Below are 25,086 nucleotides of genomic sequence, written 5' to 3'. Positions count from 1 at the left end.
TCACGTCTCGCCCAGCAGGGTCAGGAAGTCGCGGAACGCCCCGGGCATGTCCACCGACTCCGGGTCCAGCAGCCACTGGTACTGCAGGCCGTCCATCACCGCGACCAGGAGCGGGGCCGTGCGCTCGGGGGTGAGACCGTTCGGCAGGCGGTCGCCGTATTCGGCGCGCAGTACCCCCGCCATGCTCGCCCGCACCCTGGCGTACCGCGCGGTGAAGTAGTCGCGGGCCGGGTGCCCCTCCGTGACGCTCTCGCCGAGGAGGGCGGAGAACGTCTGGATGATCGCCGGCCGCATCGCGTTGTACTCGACCAGGGACGCGAGCAGGTCGATCCGCCACTGGCTGTCCGGGACCGCGTCCCACTGGTCCCGTTCCTCCAGGACGGCGACGAGCAGCGCGTCCTTCGTGGGGAAGTAGTGCAGCAGGCCCTGCTGGGTCAGCCCGACCCGCTCCGCCACCGCCGCCAGGCTCGCGCCCCGGTAGCCGCGCTCGGCGATCACCTCCAGCGCCGCCCGCACGATCTCGGCGCGCCGCTCCGCACTCTTGGCCCTGGCGTTCATTGCGTCACCGTACGACATTCGCCGACAGTGAATATAACGGCAAGGTTACGAAACCTACCGATCTACAGGTAACCGGTGCACGATGGAGGCACAGGGCACAGGACGGACTCAATGAGGAGGCGCCGCGGTGGCGGAAACCCATGAAGCGCGTGAAGCAGTCGTCGAAGCGGCCCTCGGCGCACTCGACCTCGACGCCAAGACCCGGCTGCTGGCCGGTCAGGACATGTGGTCCCTGCCCGCGCTCCCGGAGATCGGCCTGGCGTCCCTCGTGATGTCCGACGGCCCGATCGGTGTCCGGGGGCGGCACTGGACCGCCGACGACCCCTCCGTCGCGCTGCCGTCCCCGACCGCCCTCGCCGCCGCCTGGGACCCCGAACTCGCCCGCCGCGCCGGTGCGCTGCTCGCCCAGGAGGCCCGCCGCAAGGGCGTCCACGTACTGCTCGCGCCCACCGTCAACCTGCATCGCTCGCCGCTCGGTGGTCGGCACTTCGAGGCGTACAGCGAGGATCCGTACCTCACCGGGCGGATCGGCTCCGGGTACGTGGAAGGCGTTCAGGCGGGTGGCGTGGGCACCACCGTCAAGCACTTCGTCGCCAACGACGCCGAGACCGACCGCTTCACCGTCGACAACCTCATCTCCCAACGCGCTCTGCGCGAGCTGTACTTGGCCCCCTTCGAGCTCATCGTCGAGCAGGCCGGCCCCTGGGGCGTCATGACCGCCTACAACACGGTCAACGGCACGACGATGACCGAACACCACCAACTGGTGAACGAGATCCTGCGCGGCGAATGGGGCTTCGACGGCGTCAACGTCTCGGACTGGACCGCCGCCCGCTCCACCGTCGGCGCCATCGAGGGCGGCCTCGACGTCGCCATGCCCGGCCCGAAGACCGTCTACGGCGAGGCCCTCGCCCAGGCCGTACGCGCCGGCGAGGTCGCCGAGGCCACGGTCGACGCGGCCGTACGGAACGTGCTGCGGCTCGCCGCCCGCGTCGGCATCCTGGCCGGCGCCGAACCCGTCGTAACGGAGGCCCGACTTCCGTCACCTGTCGACGGAGAGGCACTCGCCCGCGAGATCGCCCGGCGCTCCTTCGTCCTCGTGCGGAACCAGGACAACGCCCTTCCGCTGAAGCCGAATACGACCGTCGCGCTCATCGGCGCCGCAGCTCGCGACGCCCGCGTCCTCGGCGGCGGCTCCGCCACCGTCTTCCCGGCCCGGATCGTCTCCCCGCTCGACGGCCTCACCGCCGCCCTCCCCGAAGGCGCCCTGAGCTACGCCGTCGGCGCCGACCCGAACACCGAACTCGCCGTCGCCGAGCAGGGGTTCACCCTGCGTGCCGTCTGCCGGAACGCGGCGGGCCGGGTCATCGCGACCGTCCCCCTGCCCGACGGGCAGATCAAGTGGGTGGGTTCGGAACTCCCCGAGGGCGTCACCCACGACACCCTCCACACCGTCGAACTCACCGGCACCTTCACCCCGCGCGCCACCGGACAGCACACCTTCGGCATCAAGGGGATCGGCGCGTTCACCCTCACCGTCGACGGCACCACGTACTACGACGACGTCCAACACCCGGCCAAGGACGACCCGTTCATCTCCTTCTTCGGCGCCCCCGAGCCCCGGGCCCTCGTCGAACTCACCGCCGACGCCCCCGTCGAGGTGTCCCTGGCGTACACCGTCGCCCGTCCCGTGGGCATCCCGCTCCGGGTCGTCGGCTTCGCGCTCGCCCATCAGGAACCGCAGCGCGACCCCGACGAACTGATCGCCGAGGCCGTCGAGGCGGCCCGCGCCGCCGACACCGCCGTCGTCGTGGTCGCCACCACCGAGCGGGTCGAGTCGGAGGGTTACGACCGCACGGACCTGCAACTCCCCGGCCGCCAGGACGACTTGGTGCACGCCGTCGCCGCCGCGAACCCGAACACCGTCGTGATCGTGAACTCCGGATCGCCGGTCGAACTGCCCTGGCGCGAGGAGGTCGCCGCCGTCCTGCTCGGCTGGTTCCCCGGCCAGGAGGCCGGCGCCGCCCTCGCCGACGTCCTCACCGGCGCCCACGAACCCGGCGGCCGGCTCCCCACCACCTGGGGTTCGCTGGCCGACGCCCCGGTCAGCCGAGTGGTCCCCGAGAACGGCGAACTCCCGTACACCGAGGGCGTGTTCATCGGCTACCGCGCCTGGGAGAAGGCGGGCCTTACCCCGTCGTACCCCTTCGGGCACGGCCTCGGCTACACCGACTGGACCTACGACGACATCAAGGCCGACGGTTCGTCCGTCACCGTCCGCGTCACCAACTCCGGTGCCCGGCACGGGCGTGAGGTCGTCCAGGTCTATCTGGCCCCGGCCGAGCCCGACCCCGAGCGCCCGGCCCGCTGGCTGGCCGGATTCGCCGGGGTCGAGGCCGGGCCCGGCGAGAGCGTCGAGGTACGGGTCGAACTCCCGCGCCGATCTTTCGAGATCTGGGATGAGACGGCGAACGGGTGGGCAGTTGTAAAGGGTTCGTACGAGATCCAGGCGGGCCGCTCGATCACGGACCGCAGGGTCGCCACGACGATTAACGTCTGACCCGGGACCCGTCTCCCCACAGACAGCCCCGGTCCGGGACCTGACCCCTGGACCGGGGCTCATTTCATGCCCGGGGCGCCGCCGTGGTCGGCGGGCCGTCGCCGTCAGCGGGTGGAGAAGCCGTACACGGTCTCCGAGCGGTAGACCTCGCCCGGGCGCAGTTCCGTGCTCGGGAAGTCCGGGCGGTTCGGGGAGTCCGGGAAGTGCTGGGTCTCCAGGGCGACTCCGGCGCCGGGGGTGAACGGGGCGCTCAGGTGCTCCCCGGTGTAGAGCTGGATGCCGGGCTCGGTCGTCGCGACCGTCAGGACGCGGCCGGACGCCGGGTCGTGCAGCTCGGCGATCTCCACGGGGGCCGGGGTCAGGCCCTTGTCGAGCGCGAAGTTGTGGTCGTAACCGGTGCCGACCTTGCGCGACTCGCGGAAGTCGAAGCGGGTGCCCGACACGTCGTCGAGGGAACCGGTGGGAATCAGGTCGGCGTCGACGGGTGTGAACCGCGAGGCGGCGAGCCGCAGTTCATGACCGCCCGGGTTTCCGCCGCCGCTCAGGTCGAAGTAGCTGTGGTTGGTGAGGTTCACGACGGTCGGCGCGTCCGTCGTCGCCTCGTAGGCGATGTGCAGCGCGCCCGACTCGTCCAGCGTGTATGTCACCGAGACGTCCAGGCGCCCGGGGAAGCCCTCCTCGCCGTCCCCGCTGACCCGGCTCAGCCGCAGCCCGTGCCCGACCGGCTCGACGTCCCACACCCGCTTGTCGAAGCCGCGCTCGCCGCCGTGCAGGGAGTTGGGCGCGTTGTTCCGCGCGAGGGAGTAGGTCACGCCCTCCAGCCGGAAACGGCCGCCCGCGATCCGGTTCGCGTACCGGCCGACCAGCGCGCCGAGATACGGCTCCGGGTGGGCGAGATAGCCGTCCAGAGCGGCGAACCCGAGCACCACGTCCGCCGTGTGGCCCGCCCGGTCCGGCACCTCCACCGACTGCACGATCCCGCCGTACGACAGCACCCGCACCCGTACGCCCGCCCGCTCCAGGGTCCAGCGGTGCACGGGAGTGCCGTCGGGCAGGGTGCCGAAAAGTTCGCTCATGAGGGAAACCCTAGGTCACGGGTTCGCTCGCGGTGATCCTCTGGTAGGCCATCGCCGCGAGCCGCGCCTGCCCGTCCTTGCTCGGGTGGAACCAGTCCCAGTGGCTCAACTGGTCCGTGCCGAAGCGGTAGTCGTAGACCGCGCCCCCGTCGAAACGGCAGCGGACGTCCGTCGCGCACACCTGCTCCAGGACCTTGTTGTACTCCTCTACCCGGTCCTGCACCGAGTCGCGCCGCTCGGTGGCCGCCGAGTCCAGGGAGTCCGCGTCGGCCAGCATCGAGGGGCAGATCCCCAGCTTCCACACCGCCTTGCCCAGCGGGTTGGTCCGCCCCTGCGACCAGAGGCGCTTGAGATTCGGCACGCTGGCGACGTAGACCTGCGTCTTCGGCAGCGCCCGGCGCAGGGACGTGAGGGAGTCCGCGAACTCGGTGCGGAAGTCGGCCACCGAGGTCATCGCCGAGGTGGAGGCCCGGCAGGCGTCGTTGGCCCCCACCATCACCGTGACCAACTGAGGCTTGCGGACGACCGCCTGGGCGATCTGGGCGGGCAGGTCGGCCATCCGGGCGCCGGTCTCCGCGTAGTTCCAACTCCGCTGGGCCGCCCCCGTCTTCCCCAGCAGCCGTACGGCGACACTGTCGACCGAGGCATCGGTGCCCGTCGCCCAGGACACCTCGGGGCAGTCCGACAGGACCGTACAGGCGTCGAATCCACGGGTGATGGAGTCGCCCACGGCCGCGACCGAGGACGGGCTGCGGTCCCAGACCGGGGTGGGGGAGGGCTTCGCCTTGGCCGCCGTACCGCTCTTGCTGTGGGTGCCGGAGGACGCGCCCCCGCCCGAGTCGCAGCCGGCCGCGCCCAGTACGGCCGCTGTCATGAGGGCGAGCGCTGCCCGTGAACGACTGCGTCGCATTCGCATGTTGAGACCCATCCCCTCCATAACGGTCTCAACCCATAACAACGCGCCAGGGTTCCCGTTGCGGTCCGATGCAACGGCTCACCCCCGTACAGGCGTCCCCCTGGGTGAATGGCAGGGTTTCCTGGCACCGGGAGGGACGGTACGTCACACTCCGCGCGTCGCCGCACGGTAGCCTCGCCCTCAACGTGGCTGCCCCGCCGCCGCCGTTTGCCAGTCAGCAAGATGCCCCGCTCTGTCCGGAGGTCCCGGTGACGACACGTGGAGTTCTGTACGTGCACTCCGCGCCGCGCGCGCTGTGCCCGCACGTCGAGTGGGCCGTCGCCGGGGTGCTCGGCACACGCGTCAGCCTCGACTGGATCCGGCAGCCCGCCGCGCCCGGAACCTGGCGCTCCGAATTCTCCTGGCAGGCGGAGGCGGGAACGGCGTCCAAGCTGGCGTCCGCCCTCCGCGGCTGGCACCTCCTGCGCTTCGAGGTCACCGCCGAGCCCTGCCCCACCGCCGAGGGCGAGCGCTACAGCTGCACCCCCGACCTCGGCATCTTCCACGCCGTCACCGGCATCCACGGCGACATCCTCATCCCGGAGGACCGCCTCCGCGCGGCCCTGACCCGCTCCCAACAGGGCGAGACCGACCTGGAAGCCGACATCGCCAAGCTCCTCGGCAAGCCCTGGGACGACGAGCTGGAGCCGTTCAGGTACGCGGGCGAGGGCGCTCCGGTGCGCTGGCTGCACCAGGTGGTCTGAGAAACGCCTTCAGGGGCGACTCCCTCAGGGCGCGGGGAACTGCGCGCCCAGCCCCCACCGGGCCGGCACCCGACAAACGACGAAGTGGCCCGCCCCCAACCCGGGGAGCGGGCCACACGCCGTTCACAGCACTTCTCAGACCGTACGGAACGCCAGCACCACGTTGTGCCCACCGAACCCGAACGAGTCGTTCAGAGCGGCGATACGGCCCTCGACCGGCAGCTTGCGGGCCTCGCCGCGGACCACGTCCGCGTTGGCCTCCGCCTCCGGGTCGAGGTTCTCGACGTTGATGGTCGGCGGGGCGATGCGGTTGTAGAGCGCGAGGACGGTCGCGACCGACTCGACGCCGCCCGCGCCACCCAGCAGGTGACCGGTCATCGACTTGGTCGCGGAGACCGCCATGTGGTCCGCGTCGTCGCCGAACACCTTGCGCAGCGCCTTCAGTTCGGCCACGTCACCGGCCGGCGTCGAGGTCGCGTGCGCGTTCACGTGCACGATCTCCGCCGGGTCCAGGTCGGTGCTGTCGAGCAGGTGCTTCAGGGCCTGCGAGATACCGCGCCCCTCCGGCTCGGGCTGCACGATGTCGTGGCTGTCGGCGGAGATGCCCTGCCCGACCGCCTCGGCGTACACCCGGGCACCGCGCTGGGCGGCGTGCTCGGCGGACTCCAGGACCAGGACGCCGGCGCCCTCGCCGAGGACGAAGCCGTCGCGGGCGGTGTCGTAGGGACGCGAGGCGCCCTGCGGGTCGTCGTTGTTCTTGGACATCGCCATCATGTTGCCGAACGCGGCGATGGGCAGCGGGTGGATGGCCGCCTCCGTGCCACCCGCGACGACGACGTCGGCGCGGCCGGTGCGGATCATCTCGATGGCGTAGCCGATGGCCTCGGCGCCGGACGCGCACGCGGAGACCGGCGTGTGCACACCCGCGCGGGCGCCCACGAGCAGACCCACGTTGGCGGACGGGCCGTTCGGCATCAGCATGGGGACGGTGTGCGGGGAGACGCGGCGGACGCCCTTCTCCTTGAGCACGTCGTACTGGTCGAGGAGGGTCGTCACACCGCCGATGCCGGAGGCGATGACGGTGCCCAGGCGGTCGGGGTCGACTGCCTTGTCCTCACCTGCCTTGTCGGTGAAGCCGGCGTCGGCCCACGCCTCCTTGGCCGCGATCAGCGCGAACTGCGCCGAGCGGTCCAGCCGGCGGGCCTGCGGACGCGGGATCACCTCGGAGGGGTCCACGGCGGCCGGTGCGGCGATACGGACCGCCTGCTCGGCGGCCCACTCCTGCTCCAGGGCCTTCACACCGGACTTGCCGGCGATCAGACCTTCCCAGGTAGAGGCTGCGTCGCCACCCAGCGGTGTGGTTGCGCCGATACCGGTGACGACCACGGTGCGATTGGTCGGGCTCACGGGAATTCTCTCTCCAACGGTACGAGGATTAAGCGGCGCCACCGCCGGGTGGCGGGGCCATGCAGCCGGGCCTATGGGGTGGCTCGGGCCTGGTGGTGGTCCGGGCCTAGGAGGTGGCTCAGCCCTGGTTCTTGAGGATGTAGTCGGTCGCGTCGCCGACCGTCTTGAGGTTCTTGACGTCCTCGTCGGGGATCTTGACGTCGAAGCGCTCTTCGGCGGCGACGACGACCTCGACCATGGACAGCGAGTCGACGTCCAGGTCGTCGGTGAAGGACTTGTCCAGCTGGACGTCCTCAACCGGGATGCCGGCGATCTCGTTCACGATGTCGGCGAGACCGGCGACGATCTCTTCCTGAGTGGCGGCCATGTCAGGCGCTCCTTCTTTGTGATCCAGAGGGTGTGGCAGTGCTTTCCGGTCCGGATCCGATGATGATCCGGCACGGAGTGCCTAGGGGAGGGTAACGACCGTCGCGGCGTACACAAGACCCGCCCCGAAGCCGATGACGAGCGCGGTGTCGCCGCTCTTCGCCTCGCCGGTCGCCAGAAGCCGCTCCATAGCGAGCGGAATCGAGGCGGCCGAGGTGTTGCCGGTGGTGCGTACGTCACGCGCGACCGTGACGTGCTCCGGCAGTTTCAGCGTCTTCACCATCGAGTCGATGATCCGCTCGTTGGCCTGGTGGGGAATGAAGACATCCAGGTCGTCCGGGCTGATCCCGGCCGCGTCCAGCGCCTGCTGCGCGACCTTCGCCATCTCGAACACGGCCCAGCGGAACACCGCCTGGCCCTCCTGCGTGATCGCAGGGAACTTGCCCGTGGAGTCGTACTCGTTCCACGGCACGGTCTGCTTGATGGTGTCGGACTTGTCGCCCTCCGAACCCCACACGGTCGGGCCGATCGCCGGCTCCTTGGAGGGGCCCACCACGACCGCGCCCGCGCCGTCGCCGAACAGGAAGGCCGTCGCGCGGTCCTCCAGGTCGGTCAGGTCGGACAGCCGCTCCACGCCGATGACGAGGACGTACTCCGCGCTGCCCTCGACGACCATGCCCTTGGCGAGGGTGAGGCCGTAGCCGAAGCCCGCACAGCCCGCCGAGATGTCGAACGCGGCGGCCTTGTTCGTGCCCAGCTTGTCGGCGATCTCCGTCGCCACGGCCGGGGTCTGCTTGAAGTGCGAGACCGTCGACACGATCACGCCGCCGATCTGCTCGGCGGAGATCCCCGAGTCCGCGATCGCCTTGCCGGACGCCTCGATGGACATCGCGGCGACGGTCTCCTCGTCGTTCGCCCAGTGCCGGGTCTCGATACCGGAACGCGAGCGGATCCACTCGTCGGACGAGTCGATCGTCTCCAGGATCACGTCGTTCGGGACGACCCGGACCGGACGGTAGCCGCCCACGCCGAGGATGCGCGCGTACGGTGCGCCCTTGCTCGGCTTGATCTTCGTCGACATTTCCTACGGCTCCTTCTTCAGGCGTTGGCGTGCTCGGAGATGAGCTCGCGGGCCGCGTCGAGGTCGTCAGGGGTCTTCAGGGCCAGCGTCTTCACGCCGGGCAGGGCACGCTTGGCGAGGCCGGTCAGGGTGCCGCCGGGGCACACCTCCAGGAGCGCGGTGACGCCGAGCTCCTTGAAGGTCTCCATGCACAGGTCCCAGCGGACCGGGTTGGCGACCTGGCCGACGAGGCGGTCCAGCACCTCGGCGCCGGTGGCGACCGCCTTGCCGTCCTTGTTCGAGATGTACGTCAACTTCGGGTCGGCGGGCGTCAGTTCACGCGCGGCCTCGGCGAGCACGTCGACCGCCGGGCCCATGTGCTCGGTGTGGAACGCGCCGGCCACCTTCAGCGCCACGACCCGCCGTACGCCCTCGGGCTTGTCGGCCTCCAGGGCGGCGAGCTGCTCCAGCGTGCCGGCGGCCACGATCTGACCCGCGCCGTTCACGTTCGCCGGGGTCAGCCCCAGCTTCTCCAGGTGTACGACCGTGGTGTCCGGGTCGCCGCCGAGCAGCGCGGACATCCCGGTCGGGCTGATCGCGGCGGCCTCGGCCATCGCCAGACCCCGCTTGCGTACGAGGGTCAGGGCGGCCGTGTCGTCGAGGACACCGGCGAACACGGCGGCGGTGATCTCGCCGACGCTGTGACCGGCGACGGCGTTCGGGGACACCTCGCCGAGAGCCGTCGCGGAGACCAGTCCGGCGGCGACCAGCAGCGGCTGGGCGACGGCGGTGTCACGGATCTCGTCCGCGTCGGCCTTCGTGCCGTAGTGCACCAGATCGAGGTCGACGGCGGCCGAGAGGGCACGCAGACGGTCCTCGACACCGGGGAGGTCGAGCCAGGGGGTCAGGAAGCCGGGCGTCTGGGCGCCCTGGCCGGGAGCGACGAGTACGAGCACTCTCACACTCTCTCTTGGGGACGGGCACGGCCGCCCGTGGGGACAGGGACGAAGAACACGAGGGGGTTTTGTGGGGCCCCGACAAAAACCTAGGTCTGGAGATCTCCATCGGCCAGACGCCCCAGGATCAGCGCGATCCGCAGCGTGAACGCGGACCGTACATCGGACGGCGACCAGCCGGTGACGTCAGTCACACGTCGAAGCCGGTAGCGCACGGTGTTGGGATGGACGAACAGCATGCGTGCCGCGCCTTCGAGACTACTCGCCTGCTCCAGATAGACACTGAGTGTCTCCAGGAGCGCGGACCCGGCCTCCTCCAGTGGTCTGTAGATCTCCTCCACCAACTGGTCGCGCGCACTGGGGTCACCGGCCATCGCGCGTTCCGGAAGCAGGTCGTCCGCCAGCACCGGGCGCGGTGCGTCCTGCCAGGCGGAGCAGGCCTTGAGCCCGGCCGCGGCGGCCTGCGCGGACCGGGTCGCGGCGAGGAGATCGGGCACGATGGGCCCGGCCACGACAGGTCCGGCCGCATACGGCCCGATCAGCGACTTGGCGACCGCGAGGGGGTTGTCGCTGCCGCCGGCGATCACGACCAGCCGGTCGCCGAGCACCCCGGTCAGCACCTGGAGCTTGGCGTGCCGGGCGGCGCGGCGGATCGCCTCGACGGTCAGCTCGCTGTCACCGTCGGGCGCGGTACCCAGCACCACGCACACATGCTCGGGCGAGTTCCACCCGAGCGCGGCGGCCCTGCTGACCGCCCCCTCGTCGGCCTCGCCGCTCAGCACGGCGTTCACGACCAGCGACTCCAGCCGCGCGTCCCACGCGCCGCGGGCCTCGGCGGCCTGCGCGTACACCTGGGCGGTCGCGAAGGCGATCTCCCGGGCGTAGACGAGAAGCGCCTCGCGGAGGACGGATTCGTCGCCGGGGGCGGCCACCTCGTCGATGGCCGACTCCATGACCTCGATCGTCGTACGCACCATCTCCACGGTCTGGCGGAGCGTGATGGCCCGGGTCAGCTCGCGGGGCGCCGTACCGAAGACGTCGGTGGAGATGGCCTGCGGCGCGTCGGGATGCCGGAACCACTCGGTGAACGCGGCGATACCGGCCTGCGCGACCAGCCCGATCCAGGAACGGTTCTCCGGTGGCATCGCCCGGTACCACGGCAGCGACTCGTCCATGCGCGCGATGGCCTGGGCGGCGAGACTCCCGGACGACTGCTCCAGCCGCTTGAGGGTTGCCGGGTGCGAGTGGGCGCGGGGCAGGGGGCCTGCGGGTTTGGTGGTTTCGGGTTCGGGCACGGAACAAGACTGCCTTATCCGGGTGGGGGTGTGCGGTGCGGGTGGCCGCGCCGGACGTTACGGCGTGCGGTGCGCGGCCGGGGCCGTGCCTGCCGTCCCCGAGGGCTCCGCCCATGGCCTGCGCCCGGCCACCCACCCACCTACCCGACCCGGCAGGACTACCGTGGTCCCCGTGATGGACGTACGGCGCTCCGCCGAGCGCTACCCCGGAGGGGACCCCCAAGCCGGTATCGAGTCATGGCATGCCTTCTCCTTCGGGCCGCACTACGACCCGGACAACCTCCGGTTCGGCGCGGTCATCGCCTGCAACGAGGAACGGCTCGCCCCCGGTGCCGGTTTCGACGAACACCCGCACAGCCACACCGAGATCATCACCTGGGTCGTGGAGGGGGAGCTGAGCCACCGCGACTCCACCGGCCACCTCACCCGCGTCCGCCCCGGCGACGTCCAGCGCCTCAGTTCGGCGGCCGGGGTGCGGCACGTCGAGCGCAACGACAGCGACTCGCCCCTGGCCTTCGTGCAGATGTGGCTGGCACCGCTGGAGCCCGGTGGCGAACCGTCGTACGAGATCGTCCACGGCATCGCCGACTCCACCCCGTACGCGGTGCCGGAGGCGGGGGCGATGCTGCACGTGCGCCGTCTTGCGCCCGGCGAGCGGACGGCCGTACCGGACGCGGCGCATGTGTATGTGCATGTGGTGCGGGGCGAAGTGTGGGTGGGGGGAGAGAAGTTGGGGCCCGGGGACGCCGCCCGGATCACGGATGCGCGGGACCTGGTGGTGGAGGCGGCGACCGGGGCCGAGCTGCTGATGTGGGAGATGCTTTAGGGGGTGGGGAGTTCGGCCAGCACCGCGTCCGTGAACGCCGGCCATGCCTCCACCGCCCACGGGCCGAACGCGCGGTCCGTCAGTGCCACGCAGGCCGCGGACGCCGTCGGGTCCACCCACAGGAACGTACCGGACTGGCCGAAGTGGCCGAAGGTGCGCGGGGAGGACGAACTGCCCGTCCAGTGCGGGGACTTGGAGTCGCGGATCTCGAAGCCGAGGCCCCAGTCGTTGGGGTTCTGGTGGCCGTAGCCCGGCAGGACGCCCTTGGTGCCGGGGTATTGGACCGTCATCGCCTCGGCGACCGTACGGGGGTCGAGCAGGCGTGGTGCCTGGAGTTCGGCGGCGAAGAGGAGCAGGTCCTCGACCGTCGAGATCCCGTCCTTCGCCGGGGAGCCGTTGAGTGAGGTCGCGTTCATGCCGAGGGGGGCGAGTACCGCCTGGTGCAGGTACTCGGCGAACTCGATCTCCGTCGCCTTCGCGATGTGGTCGCCGAGCTGCTCGAAGCCCGCGTTCGAGTACAGGCGGCGCTGTCCGGGGGGCGCCGTCACCCGGTGTTCGTCGAAGGCCAGGCCCGAGGTGTGGGCGAGGAGGTGGCGGACGGTGGAGCCGGGCGGGCCCGCCGGTTCGTCCAGCTCGATCGCGCCCTCCTCGTAGGCGACGAGGGCGGCGTACGCCGCGAGCGGCTTGGTGACCGAGGCGAGCGGGAAGGGGCGGGTGGCCGGGCCGTGGGTCCCGAGGACGGTTCCGTCGGCTCGTACGACGCCTGCCGCCGCGGTCGGCACCGGCCAGTTCTCGATCAACGCGAGGCTCTGCAAGGACATGCGGTCGAGCCTAAGCGCTCGGTCTCGGGCGTCCCGCCGATTTCTTACCGGTTCCGCTTGCTTCGAGTGCACTCCAAGGCCCTAGCGTGGTGGCCATGACGGTGATGGAGACCACGGGTACCAGGACCGACAGCTGCGGAGGCCCGCCGCAGGCCGAACGGCGCCCCGACGGCGCGGACAGCTACACGATCAGCGAGGTCGTCGCCTTCACCGGGCTGACGGCACACACCCTGCGCTGGTACGAGCGCATCGGGCTGATGCAGCACATCGACCGCTCGCACACCGGCCAGCGCCGCTACAGCAACCGCGACCTCGACTGGCTCGACCTCGTCGGCAAGCTCCGCCTGACCGGAATGCCGGTCGCCGACATGGTCCGCTACGCCGAGCTCGTGCGCGAGGGCGACCACACCTACGGCGACCGCTTCGAACTCCTGGAAGCGACCAGGCGGGACGTGCTGGCCAGGATCGCCGAACTGCACGACACCCTCGCCGTACTCGACCGGAAGATCGCCTTCTACGGCGAGGCCCACGCCTACGAGAAGGAGAAGGCAGGATGACCGGCACCGCGATCCCGACCGCACGGCTGGGTGCGGACGGTCCCGAGGTCGGCGTCCAGGGCCTCGGCTGCATGGGCATGAGTTTCGCCTACGGTCCCTCCGACGCGAAGGAGTCGCTGGCCACCCTGGACCGGGCGCTGGAGCTCGGCGTGACCTTCTACGACACGGCCGACGTGTACGGGGTCGGGGAGAACGAGCGGTTCCTCTCGCCGTTCTTCACGGCGCACCGCGACGAGGTCGTCGTCGCCACCAAGTTCGCCATGTCGATCCCGCCCGGCGAGCCGACCCGGCGGGTCGTCCGCAACGACCGGCCCTACATCCGCCAGGCCGTCGAGGCCAGCCTGCGACGGCTCGGCATCGATGTCATCGACCTCTACTACATGCACCGCCGCGACCCGGCCGTCCCCATCGAGGAGACCGTCGGCGCGATGGCGGAGCTGGTCCGCGAGGGCAAGGTCAGGCATCTCGGGCTGAGCGAGGTCACGGGGGCGGAGCTGCGCGCCGCGCACGCCGTGCACCCGATCGCGGCCGTGCAGTCGGAGTGGTCGCTGTTCAGCCGGGACGTCGAGATCAGCCTGGTCGGGGCGGCCGTCGAGCTGGGCTCGGCCGTCGTGCCGTACTCGCCGCTCGGCCGCGGCTTCCTCACCGGCTCCTTCGCCAACGCCGAACAGGACCTGACGGAGGGCGACTTCCGCCGTTCGCAGCCCCGCTTCACCGGCGAGAACGCGGCGGCCAACGCGGCCCTCCTGGAGCCGATCCGCACGGTCGCCGACGCCCACGGCGCCTCCCTCGGCCAGATCGCCCTGGCCTGGGTCCAGCAGCGCGCCCAGGTCCACGGCCTCCCGGTGATCCCGATCCCCGGCACCACCAAGCGCAGGCGGGTGGAGGAGAACACGGCGGCGACCGGGATCGTCCTGACCGACGACCAGTTGAGCCTGCTGGAGCCGATCGCGGGGAAGGTGGCGGGCGACCGCTACGCGGACATGACCTTCGCTTCCACCAGCAGGGAGTAGTGCAAAGAAGGGGCGCGGGGAACTGCGCGACCAGCCACGACGGACCCGCGGTCAAAGTTCCGCGAGCAGCTCCGCTTTTTTCACGCTGAACTCCTCATCCGTCACCAACCCCGCCGCATGCAACTCCCCAAGATGCCGAATCCGCTCGGCGATGTCCGCGGGGTCACGCCGAGCGGCCGGGATCACAGCAGTAGGACGCGCGGAGCGAACGGCGGCAAGGACCGCTGCCGCGAACGGCAGGGACTCGTGCACCGGCCCGTATCCCAGCCCGAACACCACAGCCGCCGGATCCTGGTCCACCGGCGCGAGCGGCGCAGCCCCTCGCAGCAGCCGCAGATGACCCTCGAAGACCTCGGGGGAGCGCCACTCGACGCCATTCAGGTCGGCGACCGGGAAGGTCTGGTCGCCGGCCTTCCACTTGGCCGACGAGGCGCCGGTCCAGAACCAGCGGAAGGAGACCGTCTTGCCGTCGAAGGTCGCCTTCCCGTCGTACGCCTTGAAGCGCAGCGGTACTTCGGGGGCGGCCACGAGAAACCTTTCGGCCGGCCCGCGGTCCTGCTTCAGCTGGGCGCTCAACTCGTCGGCGTAGTACTCGGCGAGGGTCTCGCGCTCGGCGGGCAGCACCAGTTGATAGGGGTCGCTGCCCTCCTTCAGCTGGCCCGCCGCCGCTTCCACGAGCGGGTCGGCGCCCGGGCGCGGCACCATGCGCAGGACGACGGTGCCGCGTCTGCCGGGGGCGAGCGTCACCGTCTCGATCGCCTCGAAGGGGATCCGGCGTTCACCGAGTGTCTGGAACAGCTTGGGTGTTCGAATGCCTCGCTCGTAGCGGATACGCACGAAGTCGGACTCGAACTCCCAAGCGGCATGAAATCCGGCCAGTACGTCACCCATGCGGCTCATCGTAGGCGGCACATGTCCTCCGTCCCATCCCCGCGCAGACCGCAGTTCCTGCTGTTTCTACGCGCGTCCGGCCTCTGGTGCATCGGGCAGACCCTGTCGGCAGGTGTCGGTGTCGTGCGCGCAGGACACCGCGTCGTACGCGCCCACACCGATGTCGGCGAAATTGGCGAGGCTGTCGGTGCCCGCGGCGAAATAGCCGGTGTGACCCTGGGCGTCCTTCGCGGCCAGCACCCGCGCGCCGAACGCCCTGGACACCGGGTCCTCGCCGTGCCCGAGACCGCCGACCTCCATGTACGGCACGTCCTGGATCCAGTCGTTGGCGTCCCGCATCGCCCAGACCCGGGCGAGGGTGCGCAGGTGGGAGGCGTTCGAGGCGCGCATGCCGGGGCTGCCGGCCACCGCTATGTCGGTCACCCGGGACGGCAGTTCGTGCGCGGCGACCCCGCACACCACCGAGCCGTAGCTGTGGCAGAACAGGGCGATCCGTGAGGCGCCGGGCAGTGCGCGTACCAGCGCGTTCAGGCGTACGGCGCCTGCCTCGGCGCGGCCCGCGGTGGCCGAGTCGATGCCGAGACCGCCGGGCGCGGTGTAGTCGGCCCAGGCGATGACGGCCGTGCGCGTGCCGGTGTCGGTCGCGGACTTCGCCGTGTTCTCGGCGGCGTACAGGTTCTGTGCCATGCCGACCGGCGCCGAGTAGCTCTTGCTCGTCTTCTGGAAGGTCAGCAGGTCGGTGTCGACACCGGGGACGATGACCGACACGCGCTGCGCGGTGTCCAGGTCGCCGAAGACCTCGGCGATACGGCCCGAACCCTCGGGGTCGAAGGCAAGGATGTGGCGGTCCCCGCTCATCAGCTGCTCGAAGCGGTGCATGAGGCGGCCCGCCTCCTGCTTGCCGTAGGGCGTGAGGCGGCTGTCGTGCATGCGCTTGCGCTCGACCTTGCGGGCCTGGTCGAGGGCGATGTGGTTGGCGCGGTAGCGCAGCTGGACCGGGGCACCGTTCATGTTGCCGACCGCGAGTGGGTAGCGGTGCGCGAGGCGGGTGCGCTGCTGTGCGGTGAGCGAGGCGAAGAAGCGGGCCAGCCGGGTCGGGGAGGCGTCCGGGTCGGGCAGCTCGCGCCCGTTCAGGTGGCCGTGCTCCCACGCGGAGAGGGAGGCCTGGAGCGCCGTTTTCCCGGGATGGCTGCGCACCGCGGTCCAGCCGGTGGTCGCCAGCATCACGAACACCACGGCCAGCGCGAGCAGCGCGCGCCAGGCGTTCAGCGTGGGGGAGGATTCGAAGGAAGTCACTGTAAGGACACACTAGGAGAACGAGCGGGTCTCGCGTTAACCGAGTGATGGGGATCACGTTTCAGCGGTACGTGATGAGGAACTCAGTACGACTCGCTCGCGCGCCAGTTCCCCGCGAGCGCCGGTCCCACTCCGTCGAGGTGGGCGGCCGTCAGCTCCCGCATCGCCTCGACACTGAGGTCGTCCCCCGCGATCCACATCCGCTCCACCACCCGCATCACCCCGCCGAACACCGCCACCACCAGCCGCGGCCTGGGGTCCGCGTCCATCGCCAGCCCCTCGCGTACGGCGATGATCTGCGCCAGCTCCTCCTCCAGTTCCATCGAGCGCCGCAGATGCGCGGCGAGCAGCGCGGGCGTCGACTCGATCACCCGGTAGGTGCGCATGTGCAGTTCCAGCGGTACGACCTGCTGGACCGCCTCGTTGATGGTGTCCCAGCTCTCCAGCACGGCCCGGCGCAGTGCCTCCAGCGGGGCCTCGTGCGGCGGGCGGGCGGCGACGGCCCCGACGAAGTGCGTCTCGGTGAGCCGGGGCACGAAGAAGGCGGCCTCCTCCTTGCTCGCGAAGTAGCGGAAGAAGGTGCGCTGCGAGACGTCGACGGCCTCGGCGATCTCGTCGACGGTGGTCTGTTCGTAGCCCTTGGCCGTGAACAGTTCGAGGGCGGCACGCAGCAGCGCGTCCCGCGTGCGGGCCTTCTTGCGCTCGCGCAGTGTCTCCATGCCGTTCTCCTCGTGATTGTTGACAGCCGCCGACATCTGAACCTGTTTGTCAACTGTCAGCGGCTGACACTAGCCTCGAACGCATGACTAGTCAGACCACCATCAGCGCGACGGGGCCGGGGGACAAGGCGGCGGCAGCCCCGTCCGACCCGACGCCCTCCACGGGGTTGCGCGGCCACCCGTGGTTCACCCTCATAACCGTCGCCGTCGGCGTCATGATGGTGGCCCTCGACGGCACCATCGTCGCCATCGCCAACCCGGCCATCCAGAAGGACCTCGGCGCCAGCTTCGCCGACGTCCAGTGGATCACCAACGGCTACTTCCTCGCCCTCGCGGTCTCCCTGATCACCGCGGGCAAGCTCGGCGACCGCTTCGGCCACCGCCAGACCTTCCTGATCGGCGTCACCGGCTTCGCCGCCGCCTCCGGCGCCATCGGCCTCTCCCACAGCATCGCGTTCGTCGTCACCTTCCGCGTGCTCCAGGGACTCTTCGGCGCCCTGCTGATGCCGGCCGCGCTCGGCCTGCTGCGGGCCACCTTCCCGGCCGAGAAGCTCAACATGGCCATCGGCCTGTGGGGCATGGTCATCGGCGCCTCCACCGCGGGCGGCCCGATCCTCGGCGGCGTCCTCGTCGAGCACGTCAACTGGCAGTCGGTGTTCTTCATCAACGTGCCGGTCGGCGCGGTCGCGCTCGTCCTCGGCCTGCTGATCCTGCGCGACCACCGCGCCGCCCTCGGGCGGAGCCCGGAAAATGGATCCAGTGCCCCGCGCTCCTTCGACATCCTCGGCATCGTGCTGCTCTCCGGCGCGATGTTCTGCCTGGTCTGGGCCCTCATCAAGGCCCCCACCTGGGGCTGGGGCGCCGGCACGACCTGGTCGTTCCTCGCCGCGTCCGTCCTGGGCTTCGGCCTGTTCGCCTTCTGGGAGCAGCGGGTCAAGGAACCCCTCATCCCGCTGGGCCTGTTCCGCTCGGTCCCGCTGTCCGCGGGCGTGGTCCTCATGGTCCTGATGGCGATCGCCTTCATGGGCGGCCTGTTCTTCGTGACGTTCTATCTGCAGAACGTGCACGGTATGAGCCCCATCGACGCCGGTCTCCACCTCCTCCCACTCACCGGGATGATGATCGTCGGCTCCCCGCTGGCCGGCGCCGCGATCACCAAGCTCGGCCCGCGCATCCCGCTGGCCGGCGGCATGGCGGCCACCGCGATCGCCATGTACGGCATGTCCACCCTGGAGTCGGACACCGGCAGCCCCGTCATGTCGATCTGGTTCGCCCTGCTGGGCTTCGGCCTCGCCCCCGTGATGGTCGGCGCCACCGAGGTCATCGTGGGCAACGCTCCCATGGAGCTCTCCGGTGTCGCCGGCGGTCTCCAGCAGGCCGCGATGCAGATCGGCGGCAGCCTCGGTACGGCCGTCCTCGGCGCCGTGATGGCCTCCCGCGTCGACAGCGACCTGCCCGGCAACTGGACCGGCGCGGGCCTGCCCAAGCTCACCCAGCCCCAGCTGGACGCGGCCTCCGAAGCCGTCCAGGTCGGTGTCGCCCCGATCGCCAAGGGCACCCCGGAGGCGATCGCCGCGAAGATCACGACGGTCGCCCACGACACGTTCATCTCCGGCATGAGCCTGGCCTGCCTGGTCGCCGCCGGCGTGGCGGTGGTCGCGGTGTTCGTCGCCCTGCTCACCAAGCGCGGCGAGAACGCGGAGGCGGGCGCGGGAGCGGCCCACATCTAACCCTTTTCCAGGGCGAGTTCGCCTATCAGGGTGACTGCGCTAAAGATTCCTGGCGTTCGGTACGCGCCGCAGGTCACAGTAAGTCAAGTCCTCCGCAGGGCAGGGGGGACGGGTGGTCTGCGGCGCGCTGCCGGAGGGGGGCAGCGCGCAGGCAGGCTTTTTTCGCGCGTACGGGGGTATCCGGTCACCGTAGGAGTACGGGCCGAACGGGCGCGAACGCCCAGGGAGTTGACGATGACAGGCTTCGGCAACGGAACGCGCAGGACCCCCCGCTCACGTGGCCGTACGGGGTCAGGGACCGGGCCGGACCGCGCGACCCTCGCCATCGTCGGCCTTGTCTGCGCGATCGCGGGCTTCTTCCTGGCGGGGAACCTGGGGATCGTCCTCGGCCCGATCGCGGTGGTCTGCGGCTGGCTGGCCATGGGCCGCCGGTGGGCGGGCTCGCGCCGGGTGATGGCACTGGTGGCCCTGGTCCTGGGCGCGATAGACACGGTGGCGGCGATCCTGTGGACGTTCTTCTGAGCCGGAGCCGGAACCGCGGCTAACGGGACACCTCGTCCCCGACCGGCTGGGCGATCCCCGCCCCCGACAGGGCCGCCACCTCCGCCCGCAGCGCCCGCACCTCCGCCGTCAGCGCCTCGATGGCCTCGGTCTGCCGCCGCTCCTCCACGTCGTCCTTCTCGAACCGGGCGATGAACCAGGTGGCGATGTTCGCGGTGACGACACCGAGCAGCGCGATCCCGGACAGCATCAGCCCGACGGCGATCATCCGCCCCAGTCCGGTGGTCGGCGCGTGATCCCCGTACCCCACCGTCGTCATGGTCGTGAAGGACCACCACACGGCGTCACCCAGCGTCCGGATGTTCCCGTTGGGAGAGTCCCGCTCCACGGACAGCACGGCGAGCGACCCGAACATCAACAGCCCGACCACCGCGCCGGCGACGTACGTCGTCAGCTGGATCTTCGAGGCCATCCGGGCCCGCCGCCCGACGAGTATGAGCGTCGACACCATGCGCAGCAGCCGCAGCGGCTGGAGTATCGGCAGCACGACCGCGCACAGGTCCATCCAGTGCGTCCGCACGAACCGCCGCCGGTCCCGGGACATCGCGAGCCGCATCAGATAGTCGACGGCGAACGCCGCCCACACCACCCACTCGACCCCCGTGCACACCGCCGTCAGCGAATGACCGGCGGTGGTGTCCACGATCGGCACGGCATAGGCCACGGCGAACGCAACGGCGAGCGCCAGCAACGGCCGCTGAGTCCGCTGCTCCCAACGGGCTTGCGCCGATTGTTGCTTCATGCCCGCATGGTAGGGGGAGGGGAGACGGCTTATGGGCGCCCCGAAGGGGCCGCCCTCCAGGGGCGCGGGGAACTGCGCGACCAGCCCCCACGCACCCGCAGGCAAAAAACTACGCGTCTCCTCCAGCCACACCCGGATCAGCCGAAGCCACATCCAGCAACTGATACCGATCGATCGCCTGCTTCAACACAGACCGATCGACCTTCCCCTCCCGAGCCAGCTCCGTCAGCACAGCCACCACGATCGACTCCGCGTCGATGTGGAAGAACCGCCGGGCAGCCCCCCGAGTGTCCGCGAACCCGAACCCGTCAGCCCCCAACGACTGATAGGTCCCCGGCACCCACCGAGCGATCTGATCAGGAACCGACCGCATCCAGTCGGAAACCGCCACGAACGGCCCCTCCGCCCCGCTCAACTTCCGCGTGACATAAGGAACCTGCTGCTCCTCCTCGGGATGCAGCAGGTTGTGCCGCTCCGCCTCGACCGCCTCGCGCCGCAGTTCGTTCCAGGAGGTCGCCGACCACACGTCGGCCCGTACGTTCCAGTCCTCGGCGAGAATCCGCTGCGCCTCGATGGCCCACGGCACCGCCACCCCCGACGCCATGATCTGCGCCGGAACCGTGCCGGAGGCCCCCACGCTGATCCGGTGGACGCCCTTGAGGATGCCCTCGACGTCGACGTCCGCCGGCTCGGCCGGGTGCTGGATCGGCTCGTTGTAGACGGTGAGGTAGTAGAAGACGTCCTCCCCGTGCGGGTGTTCCGCGTCCGAGCCGTACATCCGCCGCAGCCCGTCCTGCACGATGTACGCGATCTCGTACGAGTACGCCGGGTCGTAGGCGACACACCCCGGGTTGGTGGAGGCCAGCAACTGCGAGTGTCCGTCCGCGTGTTGCAGACCCTCGCCGGTCAGAGTCGTACGCCCGGCGGTCGCACCCAGGACGAAACCGCGCGACAACTGGTCGGCCATCTGCCAGAACTGGTCACCGGTGCGCTGGAAACCGAACATCGAGTAGAAGACGTAGACCGGGATGAGCGGCTCGCCGTGCGTGGCGTACGCCGAGCCCGCCGCGATCAGGGAGGCCGTGCAGCCCGCCTCCGAGATGCCGTCGTGCAGCATCTGCCCGGTCGGCGACTCCTTGTACGCGAGCAGCAGATCGCGGTCCACCGACTCGTACTGCTGGCCCAGCGGGTTGTAGATCTTCGCGCTCGGGAAGAACGAGTCCATGCCGAACGTGCGGTACTCGTCCGGTGCGATCAGCACGAACCGCTTGCCGATCTCCTTGTCCCGCATGAGGTCCTTGAGCAGCCGCACGAAGGCCATGGTGGTGGCGATCGACTGCTGCCCCGAACCCTTCTTCACACTCGCGTACGTCTTGTCCTCGGGCAGCGCCAGCGGCTTCGAGCGGACGACACGGGTCGGGACGTAGCCGCCCAGCGCCTTGCGCCGGTCGTGCATGTACTGGATCTCCTCCGAGTTCCGGCCCGGGTGGTAGTACGGCGGCGCGCCGGACTCCAGCTCCTGGTCCGTGATCGGGAGGTGCAGCCGGTCGCGGAAGCCCTTGAGGTCGGCGACCGTCAGCTTCTTCATCTGGTGCGTGGCGTTGCGGCCCTCGAAGTTGGGGCCCAGCGTCCAGCCCTTGACCGTCTGCGCGAGCACGACCGTCGGCTGGCCCTTGTGCTCCTTGGCCGCCTCGAAGGCGGCGAACACCTTGCGGTGGTCGTGGCCGCCGCGACCCAGGTGCAGGATCTGGTCGTCGGTCATGTTCTCGACCATCGCGCGCAGCCGGTGGTCGTGCCCGAAGAAGTGCTCGCGGATGTACGCGCCGGTCTCCGTGGCGTACGTCTGGAACTGGCCGTCCGGCGTGGTGTTCAGCTGGTTCACCAGCACGCCGTCGCGGTCCTGGGCGAGCAGCGGGTCCCAGGTGCGGTCCCAGACCAGCTTGATGACGTTCCAGCCGGCGCCCCGGAACTGCGACTCCAGCTCCTGGATGATCTTGCCGTTGCCGCGTACCGGGCCGTCGAGCCGCTGGAGGTTGCAGTTGACGACGAAGGTCAGGTTGTCCAGGCCCTCGCGCGCCGCGATCGACAGCTGGCCCAGCGACTCCGGCTCGTCCATCTCGCCGTCACCGAGGAACGCCCACACGTGTGACCTGGAGGTGTCCGCGATCCCGCGCGCCTCCATGTAGCGGTTCATCCGCGCCTGGAAGATCGCGCCGAGCGGGCCGAGGCCCATCGACACGGTCGGGAACTCCCAGAAGTCCGGCATCGACCGCGGGTGCGGATACGAGGACAGTCCGTACGGTGCCTTCGACTTCTCCTGGCGGAACGCGTCGAGCTGCTGCTCGCTGAGCCGGTCGAGGAGGAACGCGCGGGCGTAGATGCCCGGCGAGGCGTGCCCCTGGAAGAAGATCTGGTCGCCGCCGTCGCCCTGGTCCTTGCCACGGAAGAAGTGGTTGAAGCCCACGTCGTAGAGGGAGGCGGAGGAGGCGAAGGTGGCGATGTGGCCGCCGACCCCGATACCGGGACGCTGGGCCCTGGACACCATCACGGCGGCGTTCCAGCGGGTGGCGTTCAGGATCCTGCGCTCGATCTCCTCGTTGCCGGGGAAGAACGGCTCGTCCTTGGTGGCGATGGTGTTGACGTAGTCCGTGCTGCGCATCTCGGGCACGGCCACGCGCTTCTCGCGGGCCCGCTCGATCAGCCGGAGCATCAGGTAGCGGGCCCGCTCACGGCCGCGCTGGTCCACGGCGGCGTCGAGCGAGTCGAGCCACTCCTGGGTCTCTTCGGGATCGAAGTCAGGAACCTGACTCGGAAGGCCGCCAATGATGATCGGATTGCGATCGGATCCGGAAGCCACGCTGTTCCTTACCTGTCAGAGGGAGCTGGGTGAGGGGGCTGCACCGCTCCCCATGGTCTACCGCGGGGCGGCAATCGTCATCTCTACCGTGAGGTAACCGTGACTCGTTTAGCAAAGTCATTCGAGTCGCGTACCCTCGGAGGGTTCTCAAACGTGCAAACCGGGCAGAACGCTGTGGTGTACGTCACCAGCGGCCGCGATAGCGTGCCTGGAGTTGCGGCGACACGGCCAGGATCGTCACCGTTTCGGCGTTCCGAATCGCCGGGTACTTGCGCGATCCGGCCCGTCCGTGTGGACTACGGCCAATGCTTCGCGCACGCGCGATGCTGGACATTCATCAAGACATGATCAGGAGGCAACCCGTGAGCGCGACCGCGGACCACGCGGAGGAGCGGACGAACCCTGCCGCAAGGCTGGGGTTCCAGCCCGAGCAGGTGGTCCAGGAGATCGGCTACGACGACGACGTAGACCAGGAACTCCGCGAGGCCATTGAAGAAGTCATCGGCAGCGACCTGGTGGACGAGGACTACGACGACGTCGCCGATGCCGTGGTGCTGTGGTTCCGCGACGAGGACGGCGACCTGACCGACGTGCTGGTGGACGCCATCTCGTACGTCGAGGAGGGCGGCTCCATCCTGCTGTTGACGCCGAAGACCGGCCGTGACGGCTACGTCGAGCCGAGCGACATCTCGGAAGCCGCCACGACCGCGGGCCTTTCCGCCGCCAAGAGCGTCAGCGTGGGCAAGGACTGGAGCGGCAGCCGGCTGGTGACGCCCAAGGCGGCCAAGTCCAAGAGGTAGTCCACGGAGGTACCTCGATCGTCGAACCCCGGACGGGCCGGCCACGCCGGCCCGTCCGTCCGCATGCCGTGATCGCTGCGTAGGGTGGTGGGCCCAGGGTGCTCTCACCCGAACAGCCCCACCGAAGGGATGCAGGACGAGATGGCGATCCAGGTCGGCGACAAGGCCCCCGATTTCGAGCTCAAGGACAACCACGGCGCCACCGTGAAGCTCTCCGACTTCCGCGGCGACAAGAACGTGGTGCTGCTCTTCTACCCCTTCGCCTTCACCGGCGTCTGCACCGGTGAACTGTGCTCCCTGCGCGACAACCTGCCGCAGTTCACCGACCGCGACACCCAGCTCCTCGCGGTCTCCAACGACTCCATCCACACCCTGCGCGTCTTCGCCGAGCAGGAGGGCCTGGAGTACCCGCTGCTCTCCGACTTCTGGCCGCACGGCAACACTTCGCGCGCGTACGGCGTCTTCGACGAGGACAAGGGGTGCGCGCTGCGCGGCACCTTCATCATCGACAAGGAGGGCGTCGTGCGCTGGACCGTCGTCAACGGTCTCCCGGACGCGCGGGACCTGGGCGAGTACGTGAAGGCGCTCGACACCCTGTGATTGTTAGGTTCCAGGGCCTGCGTGGGCCGGGAACCCGTCACTAGGATCGAGACGTTGATCCGATACCGACGCACTACGGGGCATCCCCGCCCCTGGACACCAATGGAGGACTCGTGGGAGTCAGCCTCAGCAAGGGCGGCAACGTTTCACTGACCAAGGAGGCCCCGGGCCTGACCGCGGTCATCGTCGGTCTGGGGTGGGACGTCCGCACCACCACCGGTACCGACTTCGACCTCGACGCCAGCGCACTGCTGCTGAACAGCGCGGGCAAGGTCGCGAGCGACGCCAACTTCGTCTTCTTCAACAACCTCAAGAGCCCCGACGGCTCCGTCGAGCACACCGGTGACAACACCACCGGTGAGGGCGAGGGCGACGACGAGGCGATCAAGGTCAACCTGGCGGCGGTCCCGGCGGACGTCGACAAGATCACCTTCCCGGTCTCGATCTACGACGCCGAGAACCGCCAGCAGTCCTTCGGCCAGGTCCGCAACGCGTTCATCCGCGTGGTGAACCAGGCCGGCGGCGCCGAGATCGCCCGCTACGACCTCTCCGAGGACGCCTCGACCGAGACGGCCATGGTCTTCGGCGAGCTGTACCGCAACGGCGCGGAGTGGAAGTTCCGCGCCATCGGCCAGGGCTATGCCTCGGGCCTGCGCGGTATCGCCCAGGACTTCGGCGTCAACCGTGGCGTCGGAGACCCGGAGTTGGTGGGCGGTGATGTGGCCGCGGGCGAGCA

The 25,086-nt window shown here is 70.0% G+C and carries 24 protein-coding genes; 10 read left to right on the top strand and 14 right to left on the bottom strand.

Annotation, left to right across the window (positions count from 1 at the left end; all coding sequences use genetic code 11):
* Entirely contained in the window at positions 1-576 is a 576-nt protein-coding gene (locus ACWDEW_RS40580; RefSeq protein WP_362970729.1) for a TetR/AcrR family transcriptional regulator, read from the bottom strand.
* Positions 577-685: 109 nt separating this feature from the next.
* On the opposite strand from ACWDEW_RS40580, the gene ACWDEW_RS40575 reads away from it, so the two are divergent.
* Positions 686-3,118, top strand: coding sequence for a beta-glucosidase (locus tag ACWDEW_RS40575; RefSeq protein WP_450520096.1), 2,433 nt, complete (start codon positions 686-688; stop codon positions 3,116-3,118).
* A 104-nt stretch (positions 3,119-3,222) separates the two neighbouring features.
* On the opposite strand, the gene ACWDEW_RS40570 is transcribed toward ACWDEW_RS40575, so the two are convergent.
* Both ACWDEW_RS40570 and ACWDEW_RS40565 read right to left on the bottom strand, forming a co-directional pair.
* Entirely contained in the window at positions 3,223-4,194 is a 972-nt protein-coding gene (locus tag ACWDEW_RS40570) for an aldose epimerase family protein (RefSeq protein WP_450520094.1), read from the bottom strand.
* Positions 4,195-4,204: 10 nt separating this feature from the next.
* Positions 4,205-5,110 carry an SGNH/GDSL hydrolase family protein gene (locus tag ACWDEW_RS40565; RefSeq protein WP_450520092.1) on the bottom strand — a complete coding sequence of 302 codons (906 nt, stop codon included), beginning with the start codon at positions 5,108-5,110 and terminating at the stop codon, positions 4,205-4,207.
* Between the two features lie 248 nt (positions 5,111-5,358).
* Here ACWDEW_RS40565 and ACWDEW_RS40560 point away from each other — a divergent pair, with 248 nt between their 5' ends.
* Entirely contained in the window at positions 5,359-5,853 is a 495-nt protein-coding gene (locus tag ACWDEW_RS40560) for a DUF3145 domain-containing protein (RefSeq protein ID WP_093626247.1), read from the top strand.
* 135 nt (positions 5,854-5,988) lie between these two features.
* On the opposite strand, the gene fabF is transcribed toward ACWDEW_RS40560, so the two are convergent.
* The 5 genes from fabF to fasR form a co-directional block, all read right to left on the bottom strand.
* On the bottom strand, positions 5,989-7,260 hold the full coding sequence (fabF, locus tag ACWDEW_RS40555; RefSeq protein WP_450520090.1) for a beta-ketoacyl-ACP synthase II: 1,272 nt from the start codon (positions 7,258-7,260) through the stop codon (positions 5,989-5,991).
* A 118-nt stretch (positions 7,261-7,378) separates the two neighbouring features.
* Positions 7,379-7,627, bottom strand: a complete 249-nt coding sequence (locus ACWDEW_RS40550) for an acyl carrier protein (RefSeq protein ID WP_019067091.1) — start codon at positions 7,625-7,627, stop codon at positions 7,379-7,381.
* A gap of 81 nt (positions 7,628-7,708) precedes the next feature.
* Positions 7,709-8,707, bottom strand: a complete 999-nt coding sequence (locus ACWDEW_RS40545) for a beta-ketoacyl-ACP synthase 3 (protein WP_450520088.1) — start codon at positions 8,705-8,707, stop codon at positions 7,709-7,711.
* Positions 8,708-8,724: 17 nt separating this feature from the next.
* Positions 8,725-9,642, bottom strand: a complete 918-nt coding sequence (locus ACWDEW_RS40540) for an ACP S-malonyltransferase (RefSeq protein ID WP_450520205.1) — start codon at positions 9,640-9,642, stop codon at positions 8,725-8,727.
* An 89-nt stretch (positions 9,643-9,731) separates the two neighbouring features.
* On the bottom strand, positions 9,732-10,937 hold the full coding sequence (fasR, locus tag ACWDEW_RS40535; protein ID WP_450520086.1) for a fatty acid biosynthesis transcriptional regulator FasR: 1,206 nt from the start codon (positions 10,935-10,937) through the stop codon (positions 9,732-9,734).
* A 175-nt stretch (positions 10,938-11,112) separates the two neighbouring features.
* Here fasR and ACWDEW_RS40530 point away from each other — a divergent pair, with 175 nt between their 5' ends.
* Positions 11,113-11,763: a pirin family protein gene (locus tag ACWDEW_RS40530; RefSeq protein WP_450520203.1), complete on the top strand. Its 651-nt coding sequence runs from the start codon at positions 11,113-11,115 to the stop codon at positions 11,761-11,763.
* Here the strand turns inward: ACWDEW_RS40530 and ACWDEW_RS40525 are convergent.
* Complete coding sequence (locus tag ACWDEW_RS40525; RefSeq protein ID WP_450520084.1) at positions 11,760-12,584, bottom strand: serine hydrolase domain-containing protein; 825 nt, start codon at positions 12,582-12,584, stop codon at positions 11,760-11,762. The two genes, ACWDEW_RS40530 and ACWDEW_RS40525, sit on opposite strands and share 4 nt — an antisense overlap.
* Positions 12,585-12,679: 95 nt before the next feature.
* On the opposite strand from ACWDEW_RS40525, the gene ACWDEW_RS40520 reads away from it, so the two are divergent.
* A complete protein-coding gene (locus tag ACWDEW_RS40520; protein ID WP_019067097.1) occupies positions 12,680-13,141 on the top strand; it encodes a MerR family transcriptional regulator in 462 nt (153 codons plus the stop codon).
* A complete protein-coding gene (locus tag ACWDEW_RS40515; protein ID WP_450520081.1) occupies positions 13,138-14,154 on the top strand; it encodes an aldo/keto reductase in 1,017 nt (338 codons plus the stop codon). The genes ACWDEW_RS40520 and ACWDEW_RS40515 overlap by 4 nt, the downstream gene beginning before the upstream one ends.
* A gap of 51 nt (positions 14,155-14,205) precedes the next feature.
* Here the strand turns inward: ACWDEW_RS40515 and ACWDEW_RS40510 are convergent, their stop codons facing one another.
* The 3 genes from ACWDEW_RS40510 to ACWDEW_RS40500 form a co-directional block, all read right to left on the bottom strand.
* Positions 14,206-15,054 carry a DUF4429 domain-containing protein gene (locus ACWDEW_RS40510; RefSeq protein WP_450520079.1) on the bottom strand — a complete coding sequence of 283 codons (849 nt, stop codon included), beginning with the start codon at positions 15,052-15,054 and terminating at the stop codon, positions 14,206-14,208.
* A gap of 57 nt (positions 15,055-15,111) precedes the next feature.
* Positions 15,112-16,341: an alpha/beta hydrolase gene (locus tag ACWDEW_RS40505; protein ID WP_450520077.1), complete on the bottom strand. Its 1,230-nt coding sequence runs from the start codon at positions 16,339-16,341 to the stop codon at positions 15,112-15,114.
* Between the two features lie 83 nt (positions 16,342-16,424).
* Entirely contained in the window at positions 16,425-17,060 is a 636-nt protein-coding gene (locus ACWDEW_RS40500; protein ID WP_450520075.1) for a TetR family transcriptional regulator, read from the bottom strand.
* Between the two features lie 83 nt (positions 17,061-17,143).
* On the opposite strand from ACWDEW_RS40500, the gene ACWDEW_RS40495 reads away from it, so the two are divergent.
* Positions 17,144-18,790, top strand: a complete 1,647-nt coding sequence (locus ACWDEW_RS40495; RefSeq protein ID WP_450520073.1) for an MFS transporter — start codon at positions 17,144-17,146, stop codon at positions 18,788-18,790.
* 234 nt (positions 18,791-19,024) lie between these two features.
* Complete coding sequence (locus tag ACWDEW_RS40490) at positions 19,025-19,312, top strand: hypothetical protein (protein WP_450520072.1); 288 nt, start codon at positions 19,025-19,027, stop codon at positions 19,310-19,312.
* A 19-nt stretch (positions 19,313-19,331) separates the two neighbouring features.
* On the opposite strand, the gene ACWDEW_RS40485 is transcribed toward ACWDEW_RS40490, so the two are convergent.
* Positions 19,332-20,093: a potassium channel family protein gene (locus tag ACWDEW_RS40485; RefSeq protein WP_450520070.1), complete on the bottom strand. Its 762-nt coding sequence runs from the start codon at positions 20,091-20,093 to the stop codon at positions 19,332-19,334.
* Positions 20,094-20,202: 109 nt separating this feature from the next.
* Entirely contained in the window at positions 20,203-22,950 is a 2,748-nt protein-coding gene (gene aceE / locus ACWDEW_RS40480; protein ID WP_450520068.1) for a pyruvate dehydrogenase (acetyl-transferring), homodimeric type, read from the bottom strand.
* 362 nt (positions 22,951-23,312) lie between these two features.
* Here aceE and ACWDEW_RS40475 point away from each other — a divergent pair, with 362 nt between their 5' ends.
* From ACWDEW_RS40475 to ACWDEW_RS40465, 3 genes are all read left to right on the top strand, one after another.
* On the top strand, positions 23,313-23,750 hold the full coding sequence (locus tag ACWDEW_RS40475) for a DUF3052 domain-containing protein (RefSeq protein WP_019067106.1): 438 nt from the start codon (positions 23,313-23,315) through the stop codon (positions 23,748-23,750).
* Between the two features lie 141 nt (positions 23,751-23,891).
* On the top strand, positions 23,892-24,350 hold the full coding sequence (locus ACWDEW_RS40470) for a peroxiredoxin (RefSeq protein ID WP_200713458.1): 459 nt from the start codon (positions 23,892-23,894) through the stop codon (positions 24,348-24,350).
* Positions 24,351-24,463: 113 nt separating this feature from the next.
* Positions 24,464-25,086, top strand: a 623-nt coding sequence (locus tag ACWDEW_RS40465) for a TerD family protein (RefSeq protein ID WP_450520066.1), incomplete at its 3' end; no start/stop codon positions are given.

The organism is Streptomyces sp. NPDC001100, from assembly GCF_053598575.1.
This window is presented reverse-complemented; position numbering and strand designations above follow the sequence as displayed.

Coding starts and splice junctions, on each gene's coding strand:
- ACWDEW_RS40580 (WP_362970729.1), bottom strand. CDS start 576: ATGTCGTACGGTGACGCAATGAACGCCAGGGCCAAGAGTGCGGAGCGG.
- ACWDEW_RS40570 (WP_450520094.1), bottom strand. CDS start 4,194: ATGAGCGAACTTTTCGGCACCCTGCCCGACGGCACTCCCGTGCACCGC.
- ACWDEW_RS40565 (WP_450520092.1), bottom strand. CDS start 5,110: ATGCGAATGCGACGCAGTCGTTCACGGGCAGCGCTCGCCCTCATGACA.
- ACWDEW_RS40550 (WP_019067091.1), bottom strand. CDS start 7,627: ATGGCCGCCACTCAGGAAGAGATCGTCGCCGGTCTCGCCGACATCGTG.
- ACWDEW_RS40545 (WP_450520088.1), bottom strand. CDS start 8,707: ATGTCGACGAAGATCAAGCCGAGCAAGGGCGCACCGTACGCGCGCATC.
- ACWDEW_RS40530 (WP_450520203.1), top strand. CDS start 11,113: ATGGACGTACGGCGCTCCGCCGAGCGCTACCCCGGAGGGGACCCCCAA.
- ACWDEW_RS40525 (WP_450520084.1), bottom strand. CDS start 12,584: ATGTCCTTGCAGAGCCTCGCGTTGATCGAGAACTGGCCGGTGCCGACC.
- ACWDEW_RS40520 (WP_019067097.1), top strand. CDS start 12,680: ATGACGGTGATGGAGACCACGGGTACCAGGACCGACAGCTGCGGAGGC.
- ACWDEW_RS40515 (WP_450520081.1), top strand. CDS start 13,138: ATGACCGGCACCGCGATCCCGACCGCACGGCTGGGTGCGGACGGTCCC.
- ACWDEW_RS40510 (WP_450520079.1), bottom strand. CDS start 15,054: ATGAGCCGCATGGGTGACGTACTGGCCGGATTTCATGCCGCTTGGGAG.
- ACWDEW_RS40500 (WP_450520075.1), bottom strand. CDS start 17,060: ATGGAGACACTGCGCGAGCGCAAGAAGGCCCGCACGCGGGACGCGCTG.
- ACWDEW_RS40495 (WP_450520073.1), top strand. CDS start 17,144: ATGACTAGTCAGACCACCATCAGCGCGACGGGGCCGGGGGACAAGGCG.
- ACWDEW_RS40490 (WP_450520072.1), top strand. CDS start 19,025: ATGACAGGCTTCGGCAACGGAACGCGCAGGACCCCCCGCTCACGTGGC.
- ACWDEW_RS40485 (WP_450520070.1), bottom strand. CDS start 20,093: ATGAAGCAACAATCGGCGCAAGCCCGTTGGGAGCAGCGGACTCAGCGG.
- ACWDEW_RS40470 (WP_200713458.1), top strand. CDS start 23,892: ATGGCGATCCAGGTCGGCGACAAGGCCCCCGATTTCGAGCTCAAGGAC.